24 protein-coding genes, 1 tRNA gene and 1 pseudogene are annotated in these 26,751 nt (G+C 45.1%); 5 read left to right on the forward strand and 21 right to left on the reverse strand.

Features of this window, described 5'->3' with window-relative positions; genetic code table 11:
- The first annotated feature begins 139 nt into the window (after positions 1–139).
- Together LKD36_RS15510 and LKD36_RS17505 are read left to right on the forward strand one after the other, a co-directional pair.
- Positions 140–388 carry a DUF3781 domain-containing protein gene (locus LKD36_RS15510; RefSeq protein WP_005921256.1) on the forward strand — a complete coding sequence of 83 codons (249 nt, stop codon included), beginning with the start codon at positions 140–142 and terminating at the stop codon, positions 386–388.
- Positions 389–464: 76 nt separating this feature from the next.
- Positions 465–686 carry an ImmA/IrrE family metallo-endopeptidase gene (locus tag LKD36_RS17505; RefSeq protein ID WP_331465280.1) on the forward strand — a complete coding sequence of 74 codons (222 nt, stop codon included), beginning with the start codon at positions 465–467 and terminating at the stop codon, positions 684–686.
- Between the two features lie 71 nt (positions 687–757).
- Here the strand turns inward: LKD36_RS17505 and LKD36_RS15520 are convergent, their stop codons facing one another.
- On the reverse strand, positions 758–1,189 hold the full coding sequence (locus tag LKD36_RS15520; protein ID WP_308460165.1) for a hypothetical protein: 432 nt from the start codon (positions 1,187–1,189) through the stop codon (positions 758–760).
- Positions 1,158–1,403: an MmcQ/YjbR family DNA-binding protein gene (locus LKD36_RS15525; protein WP_308460166.1), complete on the reverse strand. Its 246-nt coding sequence runs from the start codon at positions 1,401–1,403 to the stop codon at positions 1,158–1,160. The genes LKD36_RS15520 and LKD36_RS15525 overlap by 32 nt, the downstream gene beginning before the upstream one ends.
- On the opposite strand from LKD36_RS15525, the pseudogene LKD36_RS15530 reads away from it, so the two are divergent.
- Positions 1,396–1,839 (forward strand): annotated as a pseudogene (locus LKD36_RS15530) (type IV secretory system conjugative DNA transfer family protein); the annotation flags it as partial. The gene LKD36_RS15525 and the pseudogene LKD36_RS15530 overlap by 8 nt on opposite strands.
- Positions 1,840–2,014: 175 nt before the next feature.
- Here the strand turns inward: LKD36_RS15530 and LKD36_RS15535 are convergent.
- From LKD36_RS15535 to LKD36_RS15555, 5 genes are all read right to left on the reverse strand, one after another.
- Positions 2,015–7,048, reverse strand: coding sequence for an InlB B-repeat-containing protein (locus LKD36_RS15535; RefSeq protein ID WP_308460167.1), 5,034 nt, complete (start codon positions 7,046–7,048; stop codon positions 2,015–2,017).
- Positions 7,049–7,089: 41 nt separating this feature from the next.
- Positions 7,090–7,476, reverse strand: a complete 387-nt coding sequence (locus LKD36_RS15540) for a hypothetical protein (protein WP_178706799.1) — start codon at positions 7,474–7,476, stop codon at positions 7,090–7,092.
- 179 nt (positions 7,477–7,655) lie between these two features.
- Positions 7,656–8,285, reverse strand: coding sequence for a response regulator transcription factor (locus LKD36_RS15545; RefSeq protein ID WP_308460168.1), 630 nt, complete (start codon positions 8,283–8,285; stop codon positions 7,656–7,658).
- A complete protein-coding gene (locus LKD36_RS15550) occupies positions 8,282–9,532 on the reverse strand; it encodes an ATP-binding protein (protein WP_308460169.1) in 1,251 nt (416 codons plus the stop codon). Before LKD36_RS15550 ends, LKD36_RS15545 begins: the two co-directional genes overlap by 4 nt.
- Complete coding sequence (locus tag LKD36_RS15555; RefSeq protein WP_308460170.1) at positions 9,529–11,187, reverse strand: histidine kinase N-terminal 7TM domain-containing protein; 1,659 nt, start codon at positions 11,185–11,187, stop codon at positions 9,529–9,531. The genes LKD36_RS15550 and LKD36_RS15555 overlap by 4 nt, the downstream gene beginning before the upstream one ends.
- A 391-nt stretch (positions 11,188–11,578) precedes the next feature.
- Here LKD36_RS15555 and LKD36_RS15560 point away from each other — a divergent pair, with 391 nt between their 5' ends.
- Positions 11,579–11,749 (forward strand): hypothetical protein, encoded by a 171-nt coding sequence (locus tag LKD36_RS15560; RefSeq protein WP_308460171.1) that lies wholly within the window; start codon positions 11,579–11,581, stop codon positions 11,747–11,749.
- A 518-nt stretch (positions 11,750–12,267) separates the two neighbouring features.
- On the opposite strand, the gene LKD36_RS15570 is transcribed toward LKD36_RS15560, so the two are convergent.
- The 11 genes from LKD36_RS15570 to LKD36_RS15620 all read right to left on the reverse strand — a co-directional run bounded on the left by LKD36_RS15570 (position 12,268) and on the right by LKD36_RS15620 (position 21,446).
- The gene (locus LKD36_RS15570) at positions 12,268–12,555 is read right to left on the reverse strand and encodes a hypothetical protein (RefSeq protein ID WP_173716635.1); all 288 of its coding nucleotides are present in this window, start codon (positions 12,553–12,555) and stop codon (positions 12,268–12,270) included.
- 58 nt (positions 12,556–12,613) lie between these two features.
- Positions 12,614–13,576 (reverse strand): DUF6017 domain-containing protein, encoded by a 963-nt coding sequence (locus LKD36_RS15575; RefSeq protein WP_308460172.1) that lies wholly within the window; start codon positions 13,574–13,576, stop codon positions 12,614–12,616.
- Between the two features lie 57 nt (positions 13,577–13,633).
- On the reverse strand, positions 13,634–14,539 hold the full coding sequence (locus tag LKD36_RS15580; protein ID WP_308460185.1) for a ParB/RepB/Spo0J family partition protein: 906 nt from the start codon (positions 14,537–14,539) through the stop codon (positions 13,634–13,636).
- Positions 14,539–15,324 carry a ParA family protein gene (locus LKD36_RS15585; protein ID WP_308460173.1) on the reverse strand — a complete coding sequence of 262 codons (786 nt, stop codon included), beginning with the start codon at positions 15,322–15,324 and terminating at the stop codon, positions 14,539–14,541. The genes LKD36_RS15580 and LKD36_RS15585 overlap by 1 nt, the downstream gene beginning before the upstream one ends.
- Before the next feature lie 14 nt (positions 15,325–15,338).
- Positions 15,339–16,199 (reverse strand): ParB/RepB/Spo0J family partition protein, encoded by an 861-nt coding sequence (locus LKD36_RS15590; RefSeq protein ID WP_308460174.1) that lies wholly within the window; start codon positions 16,197–16,199, stop codon positions 15,339–15,341.
- Positions 16,200–16,508: 309 nt separating this feature from the next.
- A tRNA-Arg gene (locus LKD36_RS15595) sits at positions 16,509–16,580 on the reverse strand.
- Positions 16,581–16,936: 356 nt separating this feature from the next.
- Positions 16,937–17,821, reverse strand: coding sequence for a DUF3881 family protein (locus LKD36_RS15600; protein ID WP_118771629.1), 885 nt, complete (start codon positions 17,819–17,821; stop codon positions 16,937–16,939).
- Between the two features lie 10 nt (positions 17,822–17,831).
- Complete coding sequence (gene serS, locus LKD36_RS15605) at positions 17,832–19,109, reverse strand: serine--tRNA ligase (RefSeq protein ID WP_118771630.1); 1,278 nt, start codon at positions 19,107–19,109, stop codon at positions 17,832–17,834.
- A 73-nt stretch (positions 19,110–19,182) separates the two neighbouring features.
- Positions 19,183–19,716, reverse strand: a complete 534-nt coding sequence (locus LKD36_RS15610; protein WP_308460175.1) for a DUF4446 family protein — start codon at positions 19,714–19,716, stop codon at positions 19,183–19,185.
- Positions 19,717–19,773: 57 nt separating this feature from the next.
- On the reverse strand, positions 19,774–20,679 hold the full coding sequence (locus tag LKD36_RS15615; protein WP_308460176.1) for a ParB/RepB/Spo0J family partition protein: 906 nt from the start codon (positions 20,677–20,679) through the stop codon (positions 19,774–19,776).
- Positions 20,670–21,446 (reverse strand): ParA family protein, encoded by a 777-nt coding sequence (locus LKD36_RS15620; protein ID WP_118771633.1) that lies wholly within the window; start codon positions 21,444–21,446, stop codon positions 20,670–20,672. The genes LKD36_RS15615 and LKD36_RS15620 overlap by 10 nt, the downstream gene beginning before the upstream one ends.
- Before the next feature lie 196 nt (positions 21,447–21,642).
- On the opposite strand from LKD36_RS15620, the gene LKD36_RS15625 reads away from it, so the two are divergent.
- Positions 21,643–22,608 (forward strand): alpha/beta hydrolase, encoded by a 966-nt coding sequence (locus LKD36_RS15625; protein ID WP_308460177.1) that lies wholly within the window; start codon positions 21,643–21,645, stop codon positions 22,606–22,608.
- Positions 22,609–22,717: 109 nt separating this feature from the next.
- Here LKD36_RS15625 and rsmG read toward each other — a convergent pair whose 3' ends face one another.
- From rsmG to mnmE, 3 genes are read right to left on the reverse strand one after another with little or no spacing between them, the layout of a single operon-like run.
- Complete coding sequence (rsmG, locus tag LKD36_RS15630; RefSeq protein ID WP_308460178.1) at positions 22,718–23,443, reverse strand: 16S rRNA (guanine(527)-N(7))-methyltransferase RsmG; 726 nt, start codon at positions 23,441–23,443, stop codon at positions 22,718–22,720.
- Positions 23,444–23,455: 12 nt separating this feature from the next.
- Entirely contained in the window at positions 23,456–25,342 is a 1,887-nt protein-coding gene (gene mnmG / locus LKD36_RS15635; RefSeq protein WP_308460179.1) for a tRNA uridine-5-carboxymethylaminomethyl(34) synthesis enzyme MnmG, read from the reverse strand.
- A 12-nt stretch (positions 25,343–25,354) separates the two neighbouring features.
- Positions 25,355–26,734 (reverse strand): tRNA uridine-5-carboxymethylaminomethyl(34) synthesis GTPase MnmE, encoded by a 1,380-nt coding sequence (gene mnmE / locus LKD36_RS15640; RefSeq protein ID WP_308460180.1) that lies wholly within the window; start codon positions 26,732–26,734, stop codon positions 25,355–25,357.
- Positions 26,735–26,751: the final 17 nt, after the last annotated feature.

The following is a 26,751-nucleotide window of genomic DNA, read 5'->3' on the forward strand; positions in this document are numbered from 1 at the left end:
TGGAGCTGCTCTCTATCCGCAGTAGCGACATCGCGTTTACGATGGGAGCTAAAGGACCGCTATTGGAAAAAGCAGAAAACTATGATGGTGAAATTCCGCTTTTTTAAGTGTAACAATTTGAAGTTGAGGAAAAGAAAGAATGGAAGATAAAAAGATATTGCTTGATAATATTGATAAAATTCATACAACCGAAATGGGAATTGATAGAATTAAAAGAAACCTAAAAATAGATACAGCAGATGTTGTTGAGTATTGCAAAAATAAGGTATTAGATAAAAATTGCAATATATACAAACAGGGTAAAAATTGGTATTGCGAGGTTGAAAATATCAAAATTACTATCAATTCATATAGCTATACAATCATTACAGCACATATTGTTAAATAATTTTCAGTTTGTCGAAGTAATCCAAATACGGATTGGGCAAAAACGGTCTCCGATTCATGATTTCATGCTCTATGACATGAAATCCAAACCGGAATATGAAGCCAATATCGTAGCAGCGGAGATCCTGATGGACAGCGATGAAGTCCTTCGTTACATCTATGAGTATGGATACACAGCCGAGCAGATCGCCAGCGCGATGTCCACTGACATCAATCTGGTTGCGCTGAAGGTAGCACACCTGGCTACACTTGGTTATAATCTGCACGCACTGGAACATAAAAGCAACTTTTTGAAATAACGTATCTTCGAGGAGCCTTGACCGGCTCCTCTTTTTTGTTGCAAATTGTGCAGATGCCGTCTGCACAATTATCAGTCTAACATCTGCATGTGATAGAGCTTCACTTTTTCCTCAAACGGCAGTCCCGAATCAATGCCGACTTCTTCCCACATCACACCATACGGTGCGCCGCCATCTGTATATCCAGCTATAAAAGCCAAACGACCATCGCAGTCCTTATACAGTTCTGCCAGCCGCTCCCGTTCCTTCGCTTCCCGCTCAATTCTCCGCTGCCGAAGCCGCTGTTCTTCAGCCTGTTTAATCTGGTCAAGCTGCTCCTGTGTATAATTGACTCCAAGCTCCTGCAAATCTTTAGCGGCAGTCACAGCATCCACATGAAAGCGTTCCCGGTAATGCTTGTTCATCTTTTTCGGTGAGCCGGTATAGGTGAGCAGCCACTGCTTGCCTTTTCGGAGGCGGGCTTCCTTTCGCTCAGCCTTCGTCAGTTTCTTTTTCTTTGCCATTTGCGAAATCTCCCGGATTTTTTGCTGATGACTTTGGTTTGCGCTTCTTCGGTGCCGTCAGCTCATAGCTCAAAGAAAGCAGGTCTTTGATGGCATCATCCAGTTCTGGTTTGCCAAGCTGAATACTAAGCCATTTTTCCTTATTCATGTGATAGGCTGGAAAATAGCCGTCTTGCCCACGAAGAGAGCCGATCAGCAACGGGTCACTTTTCACATTATTCTATCTCCACCATGAAGCACCGGAGGACGAACAAAATTTTCCAATGGTCATGGAAATGCTGCGGGCCGGTGAGGTTCGGGAGGATGATGACTGCTATCAGTCGCCGTTAGACGAACTGTTCGAGCGGCTGGAAATGCGAAATCCGGACCATATCGCGGTCAAGTATTATAAGGACTACCACTCCGGCAGTACCAAGACCTTGAAATCCATTCAGATCACGCTTGCCGCAAGGCTGGAAAAGTTCAATCTTTCTTCTCTGGCGGCGTTGACTGCGACGGACGAGCTGAACCTGACAAGTATGGGCGAGAAAAAAGTGGCCCTATTTGCATTGATTCCGGATAACGATACCAGTTTTAATTTTCTGGTGTCTATCCTGTATACGCAGATTTTTCAGCAGCTTTTCTGGCTGGCGGATCACAAGTATGGTGGTATCTCCTTTATCTTATCGTAGTGTCCTGTAGTCCTTCCGAAAAGCGGCAACGCCGTGGTTGCCGCCTTTCGGAAAGGGACTTGTTGCCAAGTCCGCTTTCAGAAAAATAGGCGGTGGCGGAATAATCCGTCACCGCCTATTGTGTTTAGGCTATTTCGATTTTGGAAGCGTTGGCTTATTCATCCTCGGATTCCTTTCTCTTTTTGCCGTTCAGACCCAGCACGGTCAGAACACCGCCGCTGACGAACAGAGCAGCCAGCCAACCAATCAGGTTGCTGCTGTCGCCCGTGCGGGCCGAGGTGGTGGTGGTAACAGGTGCGCTGGCTGCGGGGGCGGGGGCTGCGGCCTCGGGGGCGGCAGCCTCGGTGCCGGTGTTATTATTGTTGCTGTTATTGCTGCTGTGGTGGCTGCCGCTGCCGGGCAGCTTGTCGATCACAGTGTTTTCATTGCGCTTTTTGCCGCAAACCGTGCATTCCTCGTGCTTGGTGCCGGTGCTTGCCTGCGATGCAGGCACATCGATCTTCCACACAAAGGTATGCTCGGCCTTGTCGATGCGGCTGGCGGTTTTATCCGGGCAGGAAGCATCGGTGCATTCGTGCCAGTGGTGGGTATCATCATACTTCCAATCCGTGCCGTAGCTGTGGGTATGAGTGCTGCCTGTTGCGGGGATCGTTGCGGTTTCAAGCACCTTCTTGCAAACGGTGCATTCCTTATGCTTAGCTCCGTCGGCGGTTTCGGTAGCTGCCGTGTCAATGATCCACTCGCTGGCGCTGTGAGCCGCAATATCGGCCTTGTCGCCGCACTCACACTCATGCCAGTGGTTGGTATCATCATACTTCCAATCCGTGCCGTAGCTGTGGGTATGAGTGCTGCCTGTTGCGGGGATCGTTGCGGTTTCAAGCACCTTCTTGCAAACGGTGCATTCCTTATGCTTAGCGCCTTCTGCGGTTTCGGTAGCTGCTGTGTCAACGATCCACTCGCTGGCGCTGTGAGCCGCTACATCGGCCTTGTCGCCGCACTCGCACTCATGCCAGTGATTGGTGTCGTCATACTTCCAATCTGTGCCATAGCTGTGGGTATGTGTTGCGGGGATCGTTGCAGTTTCAAGAACCTTCTTGCAGACGGTGCATTCCTTATGCTTAGCGCCTTCTGTGGTTTCGGTAGCTGCCGTGTCAACGATCCACTCGCTGGCGCTGTGAGCTGCTACATCGGCCTTGTCGCCGCACTCGCACTCATGCCAGTGATTGGTGTCGTCATACTTCCAATCTGTGCCATAGCTGTGGGTATGTGTTGCGGGGATCGTTGCAGTTTCAAGAACCTTCTTGCAGACGGTGCATTCCTTATGCTTAGCGCCGGCGGCGGTTTCGGTAGCTGCCGTGTCAACAATCCACTCGCTGGCGCTGTGAGCCGCAATATCGGCCTTATCGCCGCACTCGCACTCATGCCAGTGATTGGTGTCGTCATACTTCCAATCCGTGCCGTAGCTGTGGGTATGAGTGCTGCCTGTTGCGGTGAACTTTACCTTGAACTGGACAGAGCCGTCGGTGGGATCTTTCGCCAGCAGGTCCACGACCTTGCCGTTTACATTCAGCTTCATATCGTCGGCGAAGGTCACGCCCTCCTTCGGCTCCAGAACAACGATGGCCGTATATTCCTGGCCGGCCACAAACGCCGTGTTGCCGCTCAGCATGCCGGACCACCACATCGTGGCCTTTTTGACCTTATCCTTATTGTCGCCGAGCACAGGGATGTCCACGGTGCCCTTGGGCTTCTCTCCGGCCACCGGCGCTGCGATCTGCACCGCCGCCTCCGTCACATAGTTGGGGCCTGTGGAGGGGTCAACTGCGGTGAACATTATCTTGAACTGGACAGAGCCGTCGGTGGGATCTTTCGACAGCAGGTCCACGACCTTGCCGTTTACATTCAGCTTCATATCGTCGGCGAAGGTCACGCCCTCCTTCGGCTCCAGAACAACGATGGCCGTATATTCCTGGCCGGCCACAAACGCCGTGTTGCCGCTCAGCATGCCGGACCACCACATCGTGGCCTTTTTGACCTTATCCTTATTGTCGCCGAGCACTGGGATGTCCACGGTGCCCTTGGGCTTCTCTCCGGCCACCGGCGCTGCGATCTGCACCACCGCCTCCGTCACATAGTTGGGGTCTGTGGTGGGGTCTTTGGGGAAGTCCACATAGACAATTACGTAGTTGTTGTTGATGACGTTGACACTTTGAACTGTACCGTTGGAAACGGTGACGTTCTCCTTCTCAAAGCCATTTTCAAAGGCATAGCCGCTCTTGGTATTCAGAGAATACCCTACGCTGTAGGCGGTGTTTGCATCATAGCTTCCTGTGTAGAGTGTCCCATCTTTATAGATATTCGTCGATGTTACGCTCATGCCCTCGGGGGTGATGGCCGTGGGTACAAAATCGGCCAGAGCCTTGCGCTGCTCCCGGGGCTTGATGGTCAGGCCGACGGCATTGATCTTGGTCGCCGTATCACCGCTGGCCGGGAAGGTCACACAGATGACCATCTTGCTCTTGTTGATGCGCTGAACCTTCCACACCTTGCCGTCGGACAGGGTGATGCTGTTCTTATCAAAGCCATCTGCAAAGACAGCGCCCGTTTCTCCGATGAGCTGGAAGGATACGCTGTAGGCCTTGTTCCGGTCATAGGCTGCCTCAATGTTTTCCAGCTTTTTGGCGTCGGCATCCGTATCTGCCCCGTCGTAGTAGCAGACGTTATACAGCTTTAATGTCTCTTCGCCGGGGGTCCAGTTGACGGGGCTCATGTCGGCGATCTGATGGCGCACGCCCACCGGCTTAAAGTTCAGGTGGACATTGCTGATGCTGCTGCCGGTACCTTCAAAGCTGACAAAGACACGCAGCAGCATTGCGTCGTCTTTGTTCTTCATGGTATCCACGCCGTAGATCTCGCCCTCGCTAATGGTCACATGTTTCTTCGCAAGGTCCGTAATGTCCTGGGCGAAGGAGAAGCCCGGTTTCAGCTTGAACACATAGACGCCGGTGTAATCCGCAGCGGGCTGATACGCCGCCGTCAGGTTCGTGATCTGATGCTCATTGGAGGTGTCTTTCAGCCCCGCAAAGAACATCTGATTCACCAGCTCCAGCTTGTCGTCGGGGACAAAGCTATGGCACTTCAAGTCCTCGATGGTCTTAAAGTCGCCCTTGCTCTTCATCGTCATGGACACTTCTTTGACTTGGTTGGACGGGAAGTTAACAAAAACACAAAGCTTTTTTGTCGAGCCGTCAAGGATATCAGCCTTCCAGAAGTCGCCGCCGGAAACGGATACTTGGTTCTCCACCGTATCAGCAAAGCTATAGCTGCGTCTCGCTTCAAAAGTATACATTGCTGTATAATCCTGCTGGGGGTCATACGGTGTATTTTTGCCTTCAATCTTATCAGTCGTATTATTCAGGCCCTTACGAACGACGAAATCTGTTAGTGTCATCTTGCTGCTCGGATCGTAACCACACTCCAGATCTGAAAGGGTTTTGCGCTCATTCAGAGATTTGATGTTCAGGCTGATCTTATCGATAACCGTAGGATTAACGCCGGTAGGTGTAACTGTGAGCTTTTTCTGTGTTTTGCTAACAGAGCCGTCAAAAAAGGCGTTTGCGTCCATGTCATAAAACTGGTATCCCTCGGCCAACAGATCGGAAAGCGGCCTGTCCTCTGCCATCTTTATGCCACCCTCAAAGATTCCGCCGGTCAGGTGGATCGCATTTGCAACCTTTGCATAAAGCGCACAGGAATTTTCATTTCCCTGGTTGGTTTCATTATTGACTTGCTTGATTGTGCCTCCTGAAATATTCAGCACTGTGCCTTCAGCTAAGGTTTCGCCGAAGCGAATTGCAGAAGAGCCCCCATAATTTACGGTTGTCACGTTATTGTGGCCATAAATGTAGCCGCCTTTAATATTGGTAACGCCGCCATTGATCCAAATCGGCCTTGTCGCAACATTAGAAGTGAAATCCTGAATGCCATTCAGCGTAACGCTGCCATCAATGGTCAGCTCGCCGCCCCAGTTGCAGATGATCGCATTCGTCGCAGTTAGCGTATTGACTTCCACCCGGAGAGAGCCGGTTCCGGTAACTTCAAGGGACGAACCACTTTCTACATCAATTAGCCGGGCAAATATATTCTTAATACTACCATTCTCTTTTTTCGTGGGATCAGCTACAAACCAAATATTTGTAGCAATTTCCAAATGATGGTGTGCGTAACGCGGAATACTTATCGCAGCCTCCATTGGTTTATAGTCTGTTTCTCCGTATAGTATACGAACTGGAGTGTCGTCATTCGTTGCATTATTATCCATCCCGACTACTTTAATATAATAGCTTGCTGGCGTTTGCAGAAGGCGCTTCATTTCAGCATAGGTCGAAACGCAGTAGGGGTCGCTCTTTGTGCCTCTGCCTGTCGTTGCACCGCTGGCATCGGCAAGCATAATTTCTTCTTCCTCTGCCAGTGCCTCGGCATCCTCCGGCAGGGGGGCATATTCTGCGGCCAGCTCCACATCGCTGTCCGGCATGGTAAAGGTGGTAATTTCTTCGGTGTCATCGGCCAGTTCCAAGCCTTCGGGGGCCTGCCAGGCCGTAAAGAGTAAGCCTTCTTCTGCACGATCCTTGGCGGTAATGGTCACCAGCGTGCCCTCGGCTGCCTGGGTGATCTCGCTGCCGGTTTCATCGCTGGCAGTGCCAAGTTCGTCAGTAAAAGTAATGGTATATGTCACCACGGAGTCGCCCGGTTGTTCTTCGGTTTCTTCGCTGTTTGCATCGGCAGGGCCAGCGCCTTCGGCAGGCTGCTGCTCAGGCTGCGCCTCGCCCTGATCCTCTACATTATTTTCGGGGGGTACGGGTTGTTCCTCCGGGGTGGGGGCAGCCTCGGTGCCCTTGCTGCCCTCGGTTTCGGGCTGCTGGGGCTGTGCCTCGGGCTGCTGGTCAGGGGTCTGCTCCGGGGCAGCCTCGCCGGTGGGGGCAGGCTGCTGGGCTGCGGGTGCCTCGGGGGCTTTGGGTTCTTCCTCAGCCGCAGGGGCCGGGGTTTCCTCGGCATCCTGTTCGTCCAAGGTGGTTTCCGCCGCTGCCGATTCGGTTAGCGGCGTATCCTCGGCAGCAAAGGCCATTGTGGGGAACAGAGCCACCACCATGACGAGGCAGAGCAGGATGCTCAGTATCCGTTTTCTCATGTTTTTTCTTCCTCCTTTTGATTGGAAATTCGTTGTCTAATTTAAACGCTGTCGATTACCGAAGCAAAGTAGTTTTCGGACACCGAGCCAAAGAGAAAAGCGTCTATCAGACCCTCGCGCTTTGCCTGCCGTACCTTTTCGGTCAACTCATCGTCTGTGTCGTCATCCACAAAGAGAATGACCCGGCAGTTTTCCGTGTTCCTTTTTACCTTGTCACGGATTGCCATGCGTTCATTGAACATCCATGGCGAATACGCCTTGACCTCCATTAAAAGCACATCCGGTCGATGCGTTTTGCACCACTCGGCGGTTGCGTCCGGCGACTCGGAAATCACAACCTGGCAATCGTCCAATTTTTGCATCAGCATTCGCTCCATGGTGTGCGCATGGATATCGCTCTGAATGTCCAGAACGATTTTTTTCATCATTCATCACCACCTTCTAAAGGCACAACCCTAATTTTACAGTATCTATTGTACGGATTTTTTGGTGCTTGTCACTGGCACTTGTGCCAGTAACAGAAGGAAAAATTCGATTTTTTCAAAATTTTTTTGCCTTTTAGGCGCAAAAACCCCCTTGACCGTACAGCCAAGGGGTTCAATTTCTCTTATTCGTCTTTTAAGGTGGTTACCATGAGCTTGTTTTCAATGGCGGTTGCAACCAGCGATTCTCTGCTTTCAAAGCCGCCCTTTTCCACCATATCATCCAGGTTCCAGCGAACGCCGTTTTTGGAGATATCCAGCTTGTCAGCGATTTCCTGATAGGTGAAGCCCTTTATATACAGGCGCAGGATGTCTAACTGCCGGGGCGAGAAGGCATCGGACATCGTACCCTCCATTTCAATGGCCGGAGCGATATCGGGGAAGACCTTTTCCCCTGCCAGGGTGCGCTTTACCACGCTCATCAGTTCCTCCGTGCCGTGATCCTTATACCACAGGCTGTCGGCGGCGCCCATTTTGGCTCGTTCCAATACCTGCGGATCAACAAGCGAGGTAGCCACAACGATTTTGATTTGCGGAAAAGCCTTTTTGATGCGCTCTGCGGCGGCAAGACCGGAATGCTTGTGCTGCGTCTGCACATCCATAAGGACGAGCTTTACGGTGGCGTCGCAATGCTTTTCCGCTTCAAAGGCGTCACGGAAAACGCCGACAAGATAAAACTCGCTGTCTGCCGCAAGACGATCGACAAAGTGCTTTTGGATGTATAAATCATCCTCTACAAGTATGGTGTTTATCATAGGCTGATCTCCTTTGCGGGAATCGTAATCAGAAGAGCAAAGCGCGGATTGTGCGAAATATGCATTTCGCCGCCGGAGCTTTCAATACTGCGGCGAAGTGTTGACAGGCCGCTGCCTTCCTTTATCGGCTTTGTGGGTACTTTGCCGTTGTTGGTTATGGTAACATCATAGTGTTCGCCCCGCTGGGCAATGTGGATATATACCTCATTCCCGTCTGCGTGCTTGATGCAGTTGGTCACGCACTCCTTGGCGGCGGCAACAGTCAGCTCCTCGGCTGCGGTATCACGGGGCAGGTAGCCGTCGGTTTTTACAGCCACGCCAAGCTGCCGTGCGGTTCTTTTTACCTCGTCCATTGTGCTGACAGAGGTGACACGGTTGCTTGCCAGCATACCGATGGCATTTTGCAGCGCCTCAAGCTTTCGCTCGGTATTCTCACCGCTGTCTATGATGTCACGGATGGTCAGGAGGCTTCGTCCGATGGTATCGTGAATATAGACCTTTAGGTCAAGGCTTTCCTTTTCCTTGACATCGTCCTCCATACGGGCATACATCTTCCTGAGCTCTCGATTGACTTCCGCCAGTTCTTCATTTATTTCCTCTTGCTTTTGGTAGCCGTTATACAGCTCGGTTACATTGTGCGCCGTTATCTGTTGCCAGCGGTCATCGCCGTCCACGGTGATATTCTGTGTGCGGAACTGCCAGACGGTCTTGTCGGGCAGGATATAGCAATCATCCTTGACGGTTACGGATCTGTCAGGCACGCTCAGGGCATTTTCCATATCGCTTTTGATTTGCAGCTCGTGGCCGCAAAGGGCAAAGGACAGCCTTCGCATACGGTTGTTGCACAGGATGATCCTGCCGTTCGGGTCGGCAAAGCAGATGCCCATAGGCAGCTTATCGGTTGCTTCCTTAATGGAGAACGGCGAGAGCTCGTTCTTTTTGCGGCGGTATTCCCTCGGCAGAGCAATGGCAAAGTGAACTGCCGCAAGGAAAATAGCAGCGGCAAATATGAGCCACGGTGCGTCCAGCAGAAATGCGTCCCCGATATTATCGGGATCTGCCTGAGAAACAGAGAACAGCAGCGGGATCATCACCGCCATCACCGCCAGGCTCAGCAGGCTGCGCACCGGCTTATTGCTGCGGAGAAGCTGATATATAAACAGCCCGATTTCAAGGACGATCTCCACAAGCATGATAAACGGCAGCATAGTCTGCCAAAATTCAGAAAGGGAAGAAAATGCACTCATTTCCTGTCACCTTCTTTCGCTTCAAATACAAGGCGCTGGTATTCCTCGTCATCCTCTTTTTCATAGCGGATACCGTCTCCGCTTACTAAAGCGGAAAGGTCGGCTTTGCAGCACACATTCAGGGACAAACGCAAGCCGTTTGCCTTTATGAGGCTTACCTGTATGCCTGTTAAATTCAAAATATCGGCTTCAATAACCGATTCATAAAAATCAAATACAGCGGTCGCCGTTTTGCTGGAGAGCATGGAAAGAGACTCGTCCACATAGAGTGAGTTGCGGACACCCAACAGCTTCAGTGTTTGGAGGGACTCATTGAAGGCGCGGAGGAGTTCCGTTGCTGCTATTTTAATATCTCGGTCGGTAAGGAGCGTCAGATGCTTGCGGCGTTTAATATAGCTGCACAGCACGGCAATCTCGGCAAGGAGCGTTTTGGCGCTGTCGGGATCGGTGCTTGAGATTCGGCGGTATTCCTTAGTGAGCTCCGCAATGCGGTCGATCTGCGTCTGCGTAACGGAACGCAGGAGATCATACAGGCGGTTTTGCTCCTCCACCTTGCGGCGCTTGGCTTCACGCTTGTATTCATAACGGAGTATTTCGTTTCTGTCGGCAAGCTCGTCTGCAAGGAGCTCGGAGTTCTCCTTGATGTCACGCAGAGCCGACACATCCTCTGTCCATACGGCATAGCCGCCGTCAATGGGCATGGTGTGAACAGTCAAGCCGCCCATCGTGACCGGGCTTTGCTCGGCTTTTTTCATCGTTTCCTTTGAGATAGGCGCAGTGTTTACAGCTGCATACCGAACGTTAAAGTCCTTGTCGGTGATCTCTGCCGATGTGCCGACAGAGGAGGCAAACAAGTCCACATAACGGCTGTTTGAATGTATATATCCGCAGGCGATGCAAAACTCAAAGGTCAGAATATACATCACACTTTGGAATGCGGCAATATCGCCGAACAAGTGGAGCAGCCAATCCACGCCCGCATAGTAAAGTGCGCTGTAAACAATCGCCAGCAGCATAGGAACAATGGGCAGAAAGTGGAGCCTTCCTTTTTCGCGGCATTTGAAAAACATAATAACGAGTGCGGTAAGGGCACACAGTACCTGCCAGCCTACACTAATGAAGTAGCCTACCGAGTAGCCGTTGTTTTTGTCCGTCCACACGGCGGCGTCCTTAGGAAAGGTAAATACGAATTGGTGCAGGTCATTTGTGAGCACGAGCAGAAGCAATACGCCGGAGATGATCCACAGAATCGACATTCCCTTGGGGAATTTGTATTCGTCCGGCTTCCCCAGCGACATGGCAATCAGCAGCGCCAGCATAGGCACAAACAGCATGGGCAGATAGAACAGATACCACAGGTAACGGACGGCGTCCGGCTGCCAGAATATAAAATACTTCGCCGAACGGACTACCATCCAGATGATAAGAAGCACCGCAGTGACCGTCATAAATCTGCATACCTGCTTTTGCACGATCCGCTGGCGGACAGAAAGCCCCCAGGCGGCGAACAGGCCGATATAGATAAAGCTGCGCAGATAGGAAAACAGCATCGGGTAGAAGCTGCCCCTGCCTATAATTCGGAAGCAATATGCCAGTATCACGGCAAGCACAGCGATGCCGCTTATTATGATAGTATTCTTTTTCTGTTCGGTCATAAACAGCCCCCATTTCGCCTTCATTTGTTTTTACTTACCCTTGGGTATACCTTCTCAAATTAGATTGTAGTATAAATCCGTCTGTTTCTCAACTGCTTCTTACGAGGCTTTGCATAAAAGCCATACTTTTTGCTCCACAGCAGAGAAAAAGGGCGGTCTTTGACCTGCGCAAGCCGAGCCGATTTCATCTTATACTCTGCCTTGGTAGAGGTATTTGTCTTTCCTTTCTGCTGTAGTTATTCTTCAGCTGGGTAAGTTCACTTTCTCCTTCCAACATGACAGGTGGCACCTGTCAGCGTATAGGCGCAGCTGCCCCTTGGAGGAAAAAGACTTTTGAAAAAATACCCTGTTGCCGATATAATAAACCTTGTGTGATTTCGGAGGGATGAAAATGGAAAACGAAAAATACTACATAGCCGTTAATGCCGGCGACAGATATCCGCTTTTGAAAACACCGCAGGACTACACGGAATATTTTAACGAAGCACTCTCGTTTGGAGACTTATCCGATGTGCTTCGGTACATAGAAAACACGGCCTTGAACGAATCGTCACAGCCGTGATTAAACGATGACCGCCTACAAGCGGTCTTTTTTACGCGTTGGATCTGGCATTCGGCAGTTTTGCCCGTCAGAAACCATCCATTTGATTTACCCGGATAACAGACAGTTTATCAGATGAATCATCAAAAAAAGCATAGCTTCTGCGCGGGGGTATTATAACTCCTGCACTGAACTGGCAGACCATTATAATGATGAATTAGACGTACTTGTTTTGCGGCGCGTGCCGCTTTGCAGATGCGTTTTGTTATATCCGCGCTTTTTGCGTGGCAGCGTAGGCTGCCGCAGTCCTCCAATCAATTTGATTTTTCAAAAATTTCAAATTGATTGGAGGTACATAGCATGGATGCTGACAAGAAAAGAGTATAGCTTTCCTTTGTGCCTCAAACTTGTCGCTGGCGAACTTCAAAAAGAAAAGGCTAAGAACAACATGCTTATATTCAGCAGTCACAGGTTCTAACCCTGTGGCTGCCTTTTCTTTTTCATGATACATAAATTTATACTTAAACCAGCGTAATCATCTACACCGATAATATTTCAAATAAATGACCACATATTACTCCAATGGCATATTCGATGATATCCCACAATTTCAATATCATACAGCTTACAGCAAGAACAAACACTGCTATTCCAAAATTTTGCCACTGTTGCAATGACAAAGCAATCACTGCGCACATTATGAAAATTGCATTAACCAGAACCGCTGCCAGATAATGTATTTTCGATAAGATACTGACTGTAAAAGATAAAGCAATCAAAATCACCATCACTGGCAATACAATCAATTTTGCAAATATTTTTAACATTTTATGCATCCTCCTCTTTTCTGACTTATTTCCCAGATGCTGATCAAACAGCCAATTATTATTTATCATTTGCGGCGTACTGCGGTAGGTCATGATTTACTTCTGCTTGATAATAACCGCTGATGGTACTCGGTGCATTAAACAATGCCGCCAGCAGATATTTTTTGATATTATGTATTTTTGAAGTATTCTTTCTCATACAGTCCATCGCATATTCTACGTGGAACATATTCAGTTTCAAAAATTTACTTCTGACCAGTTCCGCCGGATATTCGCTAGATGCAACAATGATAGACTTATTCTTACAAAGAACAGTTTCCAGAATCAGATCAAAGATACCTATCAGCAGTTCCCTGTCATAAGGGTACCGCTCTAAGAGAATGTCCAGTTCAATATTCTCTTTGATTATTTCCGTGTATGCTTCCACATTGAATCCCATCCCATCATTTCCCGATATGATATGATTAGATTCAGTATTACTTAACTCAGTATTATTTATATTATTCTTATTAGTGTGTAATTTTTTCACTTCTGGATGTGTAATTTCTTCACTTCTGGACATGACATTTTTACACTTCAAGACATGTAAATTCTTCACTTCTGAAATTGCTGATTTTTCTCCAGAAATGTAATTATTACACTTCTGAGCATCCTGGATCATAAACTGTTTCAGATAGATCATGGTTGGTTTTCCCTGTCCCTGGCGCTTCTTTTCAATGAGTCCAATTCCAGATTCTATATCCAATTCTTTCATTATGGAAATGGCTTTTTTATTACTACATCCCATAGCATCCATGATATCCTCCAGCGAATAATATATGTAGGCACGTCCTTCTGTGTCAAACCACTGATTTTTCATGGATAATGACATACGATCCAGCATAAGACCATATAACACTTTTGCCTCCACGGATATCTTCTTGAAATATTCTTCAGTAAATAGCAATTTTGGTATTCTATAAAACGAATATTGATCCGCTTCCCTTCCATAAAAATAAGAGAGCTTTATTCTGTCTTCCATTTATCTTTCCTCCTGTTCCAGAAGTGCTATTTTTACACTTCTGGAATCCTGTTCTCTTTATTGAATTGCTTTCTGTGCTTCACTCCACTGTTCCAATAATTGTATAATCACGGTTTCCCTATCCTTTGCTGAATAGTGAGATGGAAAATATTTATTCAGCTTCTTTTCTGAAAATGATACCTTAGCTTCTGTGTTCTTCTTTGGAAGTGCATCGTTCATTATTGAAATTACACTCATCTGGTTTGCATTAGATATATTGGGATAATTTTTTAAAGCAGTTATCTGAACTGTTTTGATAAATCCATTATCTTTGATATATTCAAAAACCCACTTTTGTATCTGTTCTTCTAAATAAGATAAATCTACTGCTGATACAAATTGTATTTTTTTCTGATCTACCATATCAAGAATCTCTGGTATCAAATAAGTCAATCTAATATAATTTCTCACCTGCCTTCCTTTCAATCCAACAGTTTCTCCAATTTCATCAGAGGACCACTTCTGGCAATCATTGCCAGAAGTTAAATCTGATCTACTGCCTTGTCTCCTCATTGCATCCATCTTCATCTTCAAGCTAAATGCTCTCTCGCTTGGAAGAATTTCTTCCCTCTGAATATTGGCATCCACCATTTTTATAATGGCTTCATCGTCGGACATTTCCTTTACAATAGCAGGTATCTTTTGAAGTCCAGCAATTCCAGCCGCATGTAATCTGCGATGGCCGGAAATCATTTCATAATCACCATTCTGATCAGGTCTTACAATCACTGGATTCAGAATGCCATTTTCCCGGATACTGTCTACCAGCAAATTCATTCTTTCATCATCCAGAACCTTAAATGGATGATTTGGAAACTCATGGATTCTTGCAATTTCTATTTCCTGAGTACCGGAAATCTCCGGTACTCCCAATAATTCATCTACGGACTGTAATTTAATTTTTCCAGCAACTCTGTTTATCATCATCTATCCTCCTTCAAAACTTCTTCGGTTAAGCTCTTGTATGCACATGCTACTTTTCCTTTTGGATCATAGGAATAGATACTTTTTCCTTCCACACTGACTTCCGCAGCTCTGACTGACATCGGAATTTCAGAACCAAATACCTTGATGGATGCAGAATATGTATCGTACACCATCAATGAAATATCCCTTGCATAATTTGTCCTGTAATCTACCATTGTCAGCAAAATTCCCTCTATCTTGAGCTTTGGATTCAGCTGTTTCTTCACCCTACCAATAGTCTTGATCAGCTGCTGTAACCCTTTGACTGGAAGATAAGCCGCCTGTACCGGAATCAGCACTGAATCCGCACATGCCAATGCGTTGATTGTCATCATTCCCAGAGACGGCATACAGTCTATAAGGATGAAATCATAAAACTCTCGCAGCTTATCAACCAGTGATCTGAGAATCAGTTCCCTGCTCATAGCATTTACCAAAGATACCTCTATAGCTGATAATTCAATGTTAGCCGGAATCAGATCCACGCCCTCTCTATGATGAAGAATTGTTTTTTCCATATTCAGTTTTTCATCATTCACAACATTCAGCATCAATGTAGCCAACGAATACTCCATCTCATCTGGTTCCTCATATCCTAAGCTGATAGTAAGGCTTCCCTGTGGATCGGCATCGATCAGCAACACCTTTTTTCCTTTCTGTGCCAGCCCTATTCCCAGATTCACACATGATACCGTTTTACCAACTCCACCTTTTTGATTTGATACTGCAATTACTCTACACATACGTTTTCCTCCCATTATTCAAATGTCATATTGATTTTTAATAGTGTCAGTATTTCTCTTTTCATCTGTTCAGCAGTGTAATAGGATGGAAAATACCTGTATAACTGCTCATTTTTGAAAACCACCCGGTCAATATCTTTCTGCTTAATCTCGCTTAAAAGCTCCTCTATCTTTTCCTGACTAAAGTTTCCGTCTTCCTGTAATTTTTTGATTCTGATTGCCTGGGACAGATTTGGTGTTCCCAATGTACTCTCCATTGCATCCAGCACAGTCTTCTGATTTTTTTCGGTTAATGATGCCAGTTCCACAGCTATCGTAAATCCCATTGTTTCGTCATCCACTTTTTCAAGCAGTTCTGGAATCAGTTTGGTAAGTTTCAAATATCTCTGCACCTGCTTGGGACTGTCCCCACATTCTTCGCTTATGACCTCCACACTCTTTTTCCCGGTCAGATAGTCAACCTGGCTACATTTTCGTCTACCGGCCTTTCTCTTGAGCACATCATATTTCATCTTATAAGCAAATGCTTTTTCGCTCGGTGAAATCCGCTCCCTCTGCAAATTGGCATCTACCATTGAAATAATGGCATCCTCCTCAATCATGTATCTGATAATGACAGGGACCTTTGTGTATTTCAGTTGCTGTGCTGCATACTTTCTTCTGTGACCAGAAATGATTTCATAAAATCCTTCCGGTCTCGGTCTTACAATCAGAGGATTAAGAATCCCATATTTCTTGATGGATTCCTGTAACTCTTTCATCTGACTGTCTGCCTGTACCTTGAATGGATGATTTTTAAAGTCCCTGAGCCGTTCAATCTCTATCTCAACGACTTTCTCATCTGGATCTCTTTGATCTTCTTTTCGTACTTCCATGTAATCCTCCTTTTCTTCTGGACGAAAAAATGCCCAGACTAGACTTGTTACATCTAATCTGAGCATCTATCTTTCTCAGGTCTGAATCGTACAGACAAGAAAACCAAATTTACATCCATTGACAACCCTTTTTCTTCCCTACACCATATGCCACACATCCGGGTGGAAAATCATAGTTTTCAAATGGGTGGTAAAATCTTATTTTGGGTGGATGAAATCCTTCTGTTTTTTCAACTCTGGGTGGAAATTTCCACCCAAGATAAAAAAAAGCGGCAATGACTTTTTACAATCATTACCGCTAAAATTTAGCGTCTCCTATAGGAATCGAACCTACAATAGAGCTTTAGGAGAGCCCCGTTATATCCATTTAACTAAGGAGACAAATGCCGTATTTCCGGGCTTTTTCAACCCTTTGGCTCCGGCTGCCATCATTTATAACTCCAACACTTTCGTGATGAATTATCTCTTTCTTATCTCTTCTGATTTTTCAGATTTCGCTTCCTTAAATGACCCTCAAACGCTACCCTTTTTCTTCAAAAGGGTTCCGCCATGGTTCTACCTTAGGAGGCGAACGCTCTATCCTGCTGAGCTACAGAGACTTATATTAAATTGAGACTGGCAACGATCACTTTTCCCCGTAAGGCAGCTGGTAGAGCACAACCTTAGGAGGACCCCGTTATATCCATTTAACTAAGGAGACAAATACATGGCTCCTTATTCAGAAGCCATGTTTTATCTTACCATTTTTCTTCAAAATGCACAAGTCCCTGGAGCCAGATTATTCCGCGGAATCGTCTTCCTCTCTCTGGTACTCCCAACAGATCCTGCTCATTAATGCAGACATCCAAAACGATGCTGTTCGACTCAATGGTCATCACATAAATCTTTTCTCCGGTCTTACTATTCTCCCGGAGTTCCACATCAAGAATATCTCCCATGATGTTGTAATGATCGCATTCCACACCACATGGCATAAAATGCGTTGTTACGATAGAAAAGACATCCTCATCTGCAATTCTTCTGGAAATCATGGAGTAAGTATCCATGTCCTCCAGTGTTAGATTTTCGATGGCATCTTCATCTCCGTTTCTGGCTGCCTGAATCATCCGGGACCGTTCCTGATTTGATTTGATCTCAGATACCACCGGTGTCTTCTGATAGACCGGCATGAGAATCTTTCCTTCCACAGAAAGTCCCGACAGAATCAGGGAAGCAGAAAAACTGTCTGATCTGCCATATCTTCTTTTATTCAGGTATTCTGTAACATTTTGCAGATAGAAGATCAGAGTCACGCCCAGATTCATATCATCGCAAACGCCACAGTAAGCTTCTTTCTCAGCCTGACGCTCAATGGTCATATCCTCATAAAACCGTTCCGTCTTTCCGGAAAAATACGGAATACAGTAATCCATGTGATATTCATCATTTTCGTCATACACTCCGCGGGCCAGAAGTCCCATCTGGTCAGCAAATGCCTTTCTGCGTTCAGAGAACTCTTCTCCTTCTGCAGTTACCGTCGTTTCTTCTGACTGATAGCATTCCGCGGTAAACTGAGCCAGAGCCTCATACTCTTCTCTTTTGTGAACCTTGCTGAAACCAACTGCCCTTAGATACCGATGCAAGAGCTACCTCCTATCTGATCTCTGTCATTCCACCCATATACGGACGCAGTACTTCCGGAATGCGAACACTGCCATCTGCCTGAAGGTTGTTCTCCAGGAATGCAATGAGCATACGAGGCGGAGCAACTACAGTGTTGTTTAATGTATGAGCAAAATATTTTCCATTTTCTCCGTCTACACGGATCTTCAGTCTTCTTGCCTGAGCATCGCCAAGATTTGAGCAGCTTCCTACTTCAAAGTATTTTTTCTGTCTCGGAGACCATGCCTCAACGTCTACAGATTTTACTTTCAGATCTGCCAGGTCACCGGAGCAGCACTCCAGAGTACGAACCGGAATATCCATGGAACGGAACAGATCTACAGTATTCTGCCACAGTTTATCAAACCACATCTTACTGTCTTCCGGTTTGCAGACTACGATCATTTCCTGTTTCTCAAACTGATGAATTCTGTATACTCCTCTCTCCTCGATGCCGTGAGCGCCTTTTTCTTTACGGAAGCACGGAGAATAGCTGGTTAATGTATACGGAAGTTTCTCCTCCGGAATGATCTGATCAATGAATTTACCAATCATAGAATGCTCGCTGGTTCCGATGAGATAAAGATCTTCTCCCTCAATCTTGTACATCATGGCATCCATCTCTGCAAAACTCATAACACCTGTAACCACATTACTGCGGATCATGAAAGGCGGTACACAGTAAGTAAATCCACGGTTAATCATGAAATCTCTTGCATAAGAGATAACTGCGGAATGAAGTCTTGCAATATCTCCCATCAGATAATAGAATCCATTTCCTGCCACTCTTCTGGCACTGTCAAGATCAATACCATTGAAACGCTCCATAATCTCGGTATGATACGGAATTTCAAAATCCGGAACTACCGGCTCACCGTATCTCTGTACCTCTACATTCTCAGTATCATTCTTTCCAATCGGAACGCTCGGATCAATGATGTTCGGAATGGTCATCATGATCTTGGTTACTTTCTCATCCAGTTCTTTTTCTTTTACAGACAGTTCTTCCAGTTTTTTGGCATCAGCTGCAACCTGTTTTTTTACCGTTTCTGCCTCTTCCTTCTTACCCTGTGCCATCAAAGCACCAATCTGTTTGGAAATTTTGTTCTTCTCACTTCTTAACTGGTCTGCTTCCTGCTGTGCAGCTCTTCTCTCTGCATCCAGCGCGATGACTTCATCTACCAGCGGAAGTTTCTGATCCTGGAATTTATTTTTGATATTCTGTTTTACAATATCCGGATTTTCTCTGACAAATTTTAAATCTAACATAACGTCCTCCTGTGTTCTCTTTGAACCTATCTTATTTATATTATCTGCTCTTTGGCAAGAATGCAAGGTCTTATTACTCGAATTTTTCCTTATTTACCGCGATTTTTAAGGCTTTCTGCTCTTCTTCAGACATTTCGATGCTGCATTTGCCGCCCGAGATCGTTTTTACATAAGAATAGCAACCTTCACGGCTGTACATGGAATTAACCAAAATTCCATTATCTTCCTTATCTAACAGTGCTACTGCATAGCTTAATTTTCCGCTCATTTCACGAAATGCATCATACTTTACCAGTCCGGTTTTCTGATATACATGCTGCAGGTTTTCAAAAATAGACTCAATCTGTCTGTCTTTTTCTTCATTGGATTTTTCCAACGCCTCGATTCTCTCAAACTGCGCCAGTACTGTCTCTTCCATGGATTCCATATCTTTTCCCCGCATAAAACGATCATAAGTACGATACAGTTTTTTAAACTTTCCCATCAGTCTGATCTGCATAATCAGCAAAACCAGAAACAAAATTAAAATCAAGGCAACAATTCCTGCTTTTACATAGAATGGATCTATTCCATTGGATGTCAGAAAGATTGAAATCATACTATTCATTTCATTTTCTCCTTCGTTATGTTATCTAAATATTAAGTCTTATTCACTTATGTTATCTTATTTCATTAAAATTTCCATCAAACGTTCCAGTTCATCCATGGAATAATATTCGATCTCGATCTTACCCTTCTGATCATTTTTTCTGTTTATGGAAACTTTTGTACCTAGTGCAGCCTTCATTTTTTCTTCTAGATCCTGAAAAACAGCTGCCTGCTGTGCATTTTCTTCTTTCTTTTCCGGCTTTTTCTTTCCGAGATTCTTTACCAGTTTCTCTACATCCCGGACACTGAGTTTTTCATTATAAATCTTTGTTGCCATCTGAAACTGCAGGTCATTATCTTCAATTGTAAGAAGTGCTCTTGCATGTCCGGTGGAAAGCATTCCTTCAATGACCATCTGCTGCACTCTCTCATCCAGTTTGAGCAGACGCATAGAATTAGTAACTGCGGTTCTGCTCTTTGACACACGCTCTGCTACCTCTTCCTGCTTGAGATTGAATTCTGTAAGCAAGCGCTTATAAGCGGCAGCTTCCTCAATTGGATTTAAATTTTCTCTCTGAATATTTTCAATAAGGGAAATCTCCACGATCTCCTGATCCGTCATTTCACGAATAACAACTGGCACTTCTTTTAGTCCTGCTAATTTTGCAGCACGCCATCTTCTTTCACCGGCAATGATCTCATAATAGTCTTTTCGTTGCTGTACAATCAATGGCTGAAGTACACCAAACTGTTTGATGGACTCTGCCAGTTCCTGTAAAGATTCTTCATCAAAAACTTTTCGCGGCTGTTCCCGGTTCGGTTCCACCTGATTGATCTTCAGCTTGATCTCAATGGGTTTCTCCACAACCTTTTCGACCACTTTTTCTACTACTTTTACTTTTTTCTCTTTTTCTGCTGTTTTTCCGGTATCTGGAATCAGACTGTCCAATCCTTTTCCAAGCCCGCCGCGTTTTACTGCCATTCTTCTTCTCCTTTATGAAGTACTTCCTGTGCCAGAAGACGGTAGCTTTCCGCTCCCGCTGATCTGGTGTCATATAAATTAATAGGCAGACCATGGCTCGGTGCCTCTGCCAGTCTTACATTTCTCGGAATAATGGTTTTGTAAATAGTTTGATGCAGATATCCTTTTACATTTTCCACTACCTGCAAAGACAGATTGGTTCTTGCATCATACATGGTAAATACTACACCTTCAATCTCCAGTTCCGGATTCAGACGATCCTGTACCAGTTCGATGGTATGAATCAACTGACTTAATCCTTCCAGTGCATAATATTCACACTGAATCGGTACTAATACCGTATCTGCTGCTGTAAGAGCATTGACCGTCAGCATATTTAAAGAAGGCGGACAATCAATAATAATAAAATCATACTGTTTTCTTACCTTATTTAATGCTTTTTTCAGAATGTACTCTTTTTCATCAATTCCGATCAGTTCAATTTCTGCACCGGCCAGATTTACATTGGATGCAATCAGTGACTGATTTTCAATCTCAGTCTCCACAATACAGTCTTCGATACTACATTCTCCAAGTAACAGATCATAAACATTGTTTTCTACTGTATTTTTATCTACACCAAGCCCGCTGGTTGTGTTTCCCTGTGGATCTATATCGACTGTCAGCACTTTCTGACCAATTTCCGCCAGACAAGCCGACAAATTGATAGATGTTGTGGTCTTTCCCACTCCACCTTTCTGATTTGCAATTGCAATTATTCGTCCCACGTTGCTCTCCTTTATATTTTTTTAGCTTCGCTCATAATTTAGTTCGAAGATATTATATCACACATATGTTTCACGTGAAACATTGGATTCGGCAATTTACTGTCTTTTTTTAATGTTTCACGTGAAACATTACTTTAGAGTTGCCGAAACAGTCGATATGAGCTAAAATATATTTATATAGAAAGGAGCGACTGCCTTGAAAAACAAAAAAACTACAATTATAATTACTCTCAGTGCTGTTATTACCAGTGCACTCGGAATTTTATTTACATTTAATAAGGTCATTGAAAAACTTGCCACATCGAAAAATCTACTGGCAGAACATCATCATGAAACTTATCACTGGAGATTCGGTGATATCGCATACCGGGTAACCGGAGAAGGACATCCAATCTTTCTGATTCATGATCTGGAGTCTGGAAGTTCTTCTGTGGAATGGAGCAGTATCATTCAAAAACTTTCAAAAACAAATACCGTATATGCAGTGGATCTGCTCGGCTGCGGATTATCGGAACATACCGGAATTACTTATACAAACCATATTTATACACAGCTGATCAATGATTTTATTCACGACATCATTAAGCAAAAGACCAGTGTTGTTGCTACTGGAAAATCTGCTTCCTTCCTGTTGGAATCCTGCGGGATCAATGAAAATGTGTTTGAAGAACTGATTTTGATCAATCCGGACAGTATAAAAGCCTTTCGGAAAGCTCCGTCCAAACGAACGAAGACTGCATGCCTGATTTTAAAGCTGAAAATCATCGGCACATTCATTTATAATAAGTTGAATACAAAAAAATGCTTTGAAAAACGCTTTGAAGAAGATTATTTCTACGATAAAGAGAAGATTCCGGAAGCACTGGTCGATTATTACTATGAATCAGCACATCTTGGCGGTCTCTTTGCCAAGAATCTCTATGTGAGTCAGAGAGGAAGATACACTAATGTCAACATTGTCCGTTCTCTGAAGTCAATTAATAAAAATATTCATATTCTGGCAAGTGCAGAACTTCCTGATATTCGCAAAACCATCAAAGAATATCAGTACTATAATCCGGCTATCGAAGTAGAATACATGGATTATGTACGAAAACTTCCGCAATTAGAGGCACCAGATGAAATTGTGAAGTATATCCGTTTGTATCTCTATCAACTGTAAAAAAAGTGATAAGATCTAAAAAGCAACTACATATGAAAATGAAAAGAGTAACAGATTATAAGAGGAATTAGCGAAAGCGGTTCCTTTTATAAACTGTTACTCTCATTTTTTACGTGTGAAGCGGCACCTTCGACGGCATTCCTGCTTTTCTGGGATATTTTTTCGGACATCCTCCCACTTTTTTGATTCGCACTAAAGAACGATGAATGTCTGAACCTGGCAAATCAAAGTTTTCGCAAGATTCCACTTTTCCTCCAAGTAAGAAGACGGCACTTTTCGCATCCTGAAGCTCGTCAGCTACTTCTCCGGACTTGTAGGGAATAAATTCTCCACCAATCTTTACATAAGGAAGGCAATATTCTGACAAAGTTGCCAAATTTGCTACGGCTCTTGAAACGCAGAGATCATAAATTTCCCGTTTCAGTCCCGGTTTCGCAAAATCTTCTGCTCTTCCATGAATCGTCTCGATTCCGGTCAGTCCGGTTTTCTCAATCACTGCATTTAAAAAATCAATTCTCTTATTCAAAGAATCAAGAAGAGTTACCTTAAGATGTGGAAATACAATCTTCAGTGGGAGACCGGGAAATCCGGCACCGGTACCTACATCAATAAGGTTATCCACATCATTCATATTTTTTACCTTCACAATCGACAGACTGTCCACAAAATGTTTCTGCACGACCTCTGAGAACTCTGTAATTCCCGTCAGATTCATAAAGCTGTTCCATTCTACAAGCAGTCTGTAATATTCGTAGAGCTGCTCACTCTGCTGCTCAGTCAGCGAAATTCCCAGCTTATGCATTTCGTCAATAATATATGCTGTTTCTCTTTCCATACACCTATTATCCTACTGTTTTTTGACTCTATGCTGTTCCAACCATACAAGAAGCACGGAAATATCCGCCGGAGATACTCCGGATATTCTTGATGCCTGTCCTACAGACACAGGTCTACATAATTCAAGTTTCTGTACTGCTTCTATACGAAGACTCTTGATCTCTTTATAATCTATATCAGCCGGAAGTCTCTTTTCTTCGAGCTTTTTAAACTGTTCCACCTGTTTCAGCTGGCGTTTGATATATCCGTCATATTTAATATCAATCTCCACCTGCTCGCAGACATCCCACGAAAGTTCCGGCCTCTCCGGATCTATTTCTTTCAGATACTCGTATTTCATCTCTGGACGTCTTAAGATTTCAGCCAGAGAAGCAGCTGTCTTCAGTGTAGTACTCTCATGTCTCTCCAAAAATGTTTGAACTTCCTTTGAGCCACCAACCATCGTCTCTTCCAGACGTTGCTTTTCCTTCTCAATCAAATTCATTTTTGTGAGCAAATGCTGATAACGCTGCTCACTGATCAATCCTACCTTATATCCGAGCGGAGTCAAACGTTGATCCGCATTATCCTGTCTGAGCAGAAGGCGGTATTCAGATCTGGATGTCATCATACGGTATGGTTCATGGTTTTCCTTCGTCACCAGATCGTCAATCAGAACTCCAATATATCCCTGAGAACGATCAATGACAATCTGCTCACGGCCAAGCACTTCCAAGGCTGCATTGATACCGGCGATCAGTCCCTGACTGGCAGCTTCTTCATAACCTGAACTTCCATTAAACTGACCACCACTGAACAGACCATGTATTTTCTTAAATTCCAGTGTCGGATACAGTTGCTGCGGATTAATGCAGTCATATTCAATCGCATATGCATTCTTTACAATTTTTGCATGCTCAAGTCCGGCAACCGAATGATACATTTCATGCTGTACGTCTTCCGGAAGAGAACTGGACATACCACCCACATACATTTCATTGGTATAGAGGCCTTCCGGTTCAATGAATACCTGATGACGGTTTTTATCTGCAAAACGTACTACCTTGTCTTCGATAGATGGGCAGTATCTCGGACCAGTTCCTTCGATAGCACCGGAATAAAGCGGTGAACGGTCCAGATTATTACGGATAATCTCATGTGTTTTTTCATTGGTATAAGTCAGCCAGCAGGATGCCTGCTCAATCTGCACAGATTCCGGATCTGTTGTAAAGGAGAAAGGAACCACTCTCTTATCTCCGAACTGTTCTTCCATCTTACTGTAATCAATAGAACGGCTGTCGATTCTGGCCGGTGTACCGGTCTTGAACCGGAACATCTCAATTCCCAGTTTTTTCAGAGAATCCGTCAAATAATTGGCTGCCTGCAGACCGTTAGGACCGGTATAATTGCTGACATCACCGTAAATACAGCGTGCTTTTAAGTAAGTTCCGGTACACAAAATTGCCGCTCTCGCATGGTAAATAGCACCAGAATATAGTCTGACACCCGTGACAGCTCCATTCTCGACCATTATTTCGGTCACTTCACCCTGTACAATACTCAGATGATCCGTGTTTTCCAGCACCTGACGCATGGCACGACTATATTCTGCCTTGTCCGCCTGTGCACGGAGTGAATGAACAGCCGGTCCTTTTGATACATTCAACATTTTAGACTGAATAAACGTGCGGTCGATAACTTTTCCCATCTCACCGCCCAGTGCATCCAGTTCCCGAACCAGATGTCCTTTAGAGCTTCCTCCAATATTAGGATTACAGGGCATCAGTGCAATACTGTCTACGCTCACTGTAAAAATGACCGTCTCAAGTCCGAGTCTGGCGCATGCCAGTGCTGCTTCACATCCTGCATGTCCTGCGCCGACTACTACTACATCTACATTTTCTTCCAAAAAAGGCATTTCAATTTGTACCTACTTTCCCATGCAAAATTTACTGAATATCTCGTTTACAAGATCTTCACCTACAGACTCTCCAATGATTGATCCCAGTGCTTCATATGCATCCATAAGATCTATAGAGAAGAAATCTTCCGGCATACCAAGTGAGATACTTTCTTTTACTTTCATAAGACTGGACTGTACCTGTTCCATTGCTGCCTGATGGCGCATGTTTGTCAGATACACCTGATCATTAAAAGAAATCTCACCAGACAGAAACATATGCTCAATCAGATCTGATAATTCATCCATCCCTGTTTCTTCCCGTGCGGAAATGCTGACCGTCGGTTTTTGTAACCGCTCCTGCATCTTTTCCACAGTAAGCGCTGATGGCAGATCCGCTTTATTCAGAAGAATAATCGCATTCTGATCCTGAAGGAATGAAATAATCTCCTCATCATTTTCATCCAGATCAGCCGAACTGTCAACTACATACAGAATTAAATCCGCATCCAGCATTGCTTTTTTTGCACGTTCCACACCGATTTTTTCCACTGGATCATCAGTTTTCCGAATTCCCGCCGTATCCACAATATTCAGATTCAGGCCCTTTAACTGAATCTCTTCTTCCAGGATATCACGGGTTGTACCTGCCATGTCCGTTACAATCGCCCGGTTGCTTCCTACCAGCACATTCATCAGAGAAGATTTTCCTGCATTTGGTTTACCGACAATGACTGTACGGATTCCTTCCCGAAGTACTCTTCCATTCTGAGAAGATTTCAACAGATCCCCGGCAATTTTAAGAAGGTTATCCACTTTTTCCCCAAGCTCCACGGGATAACCATCGAGACTGATATGTTCCGGATCATCCAGTGCGGATTCTATATAAGCAATTTCATAAAGAATCTTTTCACGCATCTCCCGGATCATTTCCAGAAGAGAACCTTTCAGCTGGCCAAGAGAACTTTGCAGCGCATAATTATTTTTGGCTTCGATCACATCCATGACAGCTTCTGCCTGAGAAAGATCGATTCTGCCATTCAGAAATGCACGCTTCGTAAATTCTCCCGGTTCCGCCGGACGCGCACCATTTCTGATCACCAGTTCCAGAATTTTACGCATAACAAATGTACCGCCATGGCAATCAATCTCCACCGTGTCTTCAGCTGTATAACTATGCGGTCCACGCATCAGAAGTACGATGACTTCATCCAGCAGTTTATCCCCGTCCACAATATTTCCGTAATGAATTGTATAAGTCGGCTGTTCTGGAAGACGCTTATTCCTATTTTTCGGTTGAAATATTTTATCTGCTACTTCAATGGCATTTTCTCCACTGATTCGGATCACACCAATACCAGATCCGGAACCCGGGGTTGCAATAGCCGCAATCGTATCTTCTCTGTACATGCCCTTTCACCAAAAAG

The sequence above is a fragment of the Hominiventricola filiformis genome (genome assembly GCF_020686965.1).
Taxonomy (GTDB): domain Bacteria; phylum Bacillota; class Clostridia; order Lachnospirales; family Lachnospiraceae; genus Hominiventricola; species Hominiventricola filiformis.

What these genes read in the sequence shown, in the direction of transcription:
- LKD36_RS15510 (WP_005921256.1), top strand. Translation starts at nt 140, where the DNA reads ATGGAAGATAAAAAGATATTGCTTGATAATATTGATAAAATTCATACA.
- LKD36_RS17505 (WP_331465280.1), top strand. Translation starts at nt 465, where the DNA reads ATGAAATCCAAACCGGAATATGAAGCCAATATCGTAGCAGCGGAGATC.
- LKD36_RS15520 (WP_308460165.1), bottom strand. Translation starts at nt 1,189, where the DNA reads ATGGCAAAGAAAAAGAAACTGACGAAGGCTGAGCGAAAGGAAGCCCGC.
- LKD36_RS15535 (WP_308460167.1), bottom strand. Translation starts at nt 7,048, where the DNA reads ATGAGAAAACGGATACTGAGCATCCTGCTCTGCCTCGTCATGGTGGTG.
- LKD36_RS15540 (WP_178706799.1), bottom strand. Translation starts at nt 7,476, where the DNA reads ATGATGAAAAAAATCGTTCTGGACATTCAGAGCGATATCCATGCGCAC.
- LKD36_RS15545 (WP_308460168.1), bottom strand. Translation starts at nt 8,285, where the DNA reads ATGATAAACACCATACTTGTAGAGGATGATTTATACATCCAAAAGCAC.
- LKD36_RS15550 (WP_308460169.1), bottom strand. Translation starts at nt 9,532, where the DNA reads ATGAGTGCATTTTCTTCCCTTTCTGAATTTTGGCAGACTATGCTGCCG.
- LKD36_RS15555 (WP_308460170.1), bottom strand. Translation starts at nt 11,187, where the DNA reads ATGACCGAACAGAAAAAGAATACTATCATAATAAGCGGCATCGCTGTG.
- LKD36_RS15560 (WP_308460171.1), top strand. Translation starts at nt 11,579, where the DNA reads ATGGAAAACGAAAAATACTACATAGCCGTTAATGCCGGCGACAGATAT.
- LKD36_RS15570 (WP_173716635.1), bottom strand. Translation starts at nt 12,555, where the DNA reads ATGTTAAAAATATTTGCAAAATTGATTGTATTGCCAGTGATGGTGATT.
- LKD36_RS15575 (WP_308460172.1), bottom strand. Translation starts at nt 13,576, where the DNA reads ATGGAAGACAGAATAAAGCTCTCTTATTTTTATGGAAGGGAAGCGGAT.
- LKD36_RS15580 (WP_308460185.1), bottom strand. Translation starts at nt 14,539, where the DNA reads ATGATAAACAGAGTTGCTGGAAAAATTAAATTACAGTCCGTAGATGAA.
- LKD36_RS15585 (WP_308460173.1), bottom strand. Translation starts at nt 15,324, where the DNA reads ATGTGTAGAGTAATTGCAGTATCAAATCAAAAAGGTGGAGTTGGTAAA.
- LKD36_RS15590 (WP_308460174.1), bottom strand. Translation starts at nt 16,199, where the DNA reads ATGGAAGTACGAAAAGAAGATCAAAGAGATCCAGATGAGAAAGTCGTT.
- serS (WP_118771630.1), bottom strand. Translation starts at nt 19,109, where the DNA reads ATGTTAGATTTAAAATTTGTCAGAGAAAATCCGGATATTGTAAAACAG.
- LKD36_RS15610 (WP_308460175.1), bottom strand. Translation starts at nt 19,716, where the DNA reads ATGAATAGTATGATTTCAATCTTTCTGACATCCAATGGAATAGATCCA.
- LKD36_RS15615 (WP_308460176.1), bottom strand. Translation starts at nt 20,679, where the DNA reads ATGGCAGTAAAACGCGGCGGGCTTGGAAAAGGATTGGACAGTCTGATT.
- rsmG (WP_308460178.1), bottom strand. Translation starts at nt 23,443, where the DNA reads ATGGAAAGAGAAACAGCATATATTATTGACGAAATGCATAAGCTGGGA.
- mnmG (WP_308460179.1), bottom strand. Translation starts at nt 25,342, where the DNA reads ATGCCTTTTTTGGAAGAAAATGTAGATGTAGTAGTAGTCGGCGCAGGA.
- mnmE (WP_308460180.1), bottom strand. Translation starts at nt 26,734, where the DNA reads ATGTACAGAGAAGATACGATTGCGGCTATTGCAACCCCGGGTTCCGGA.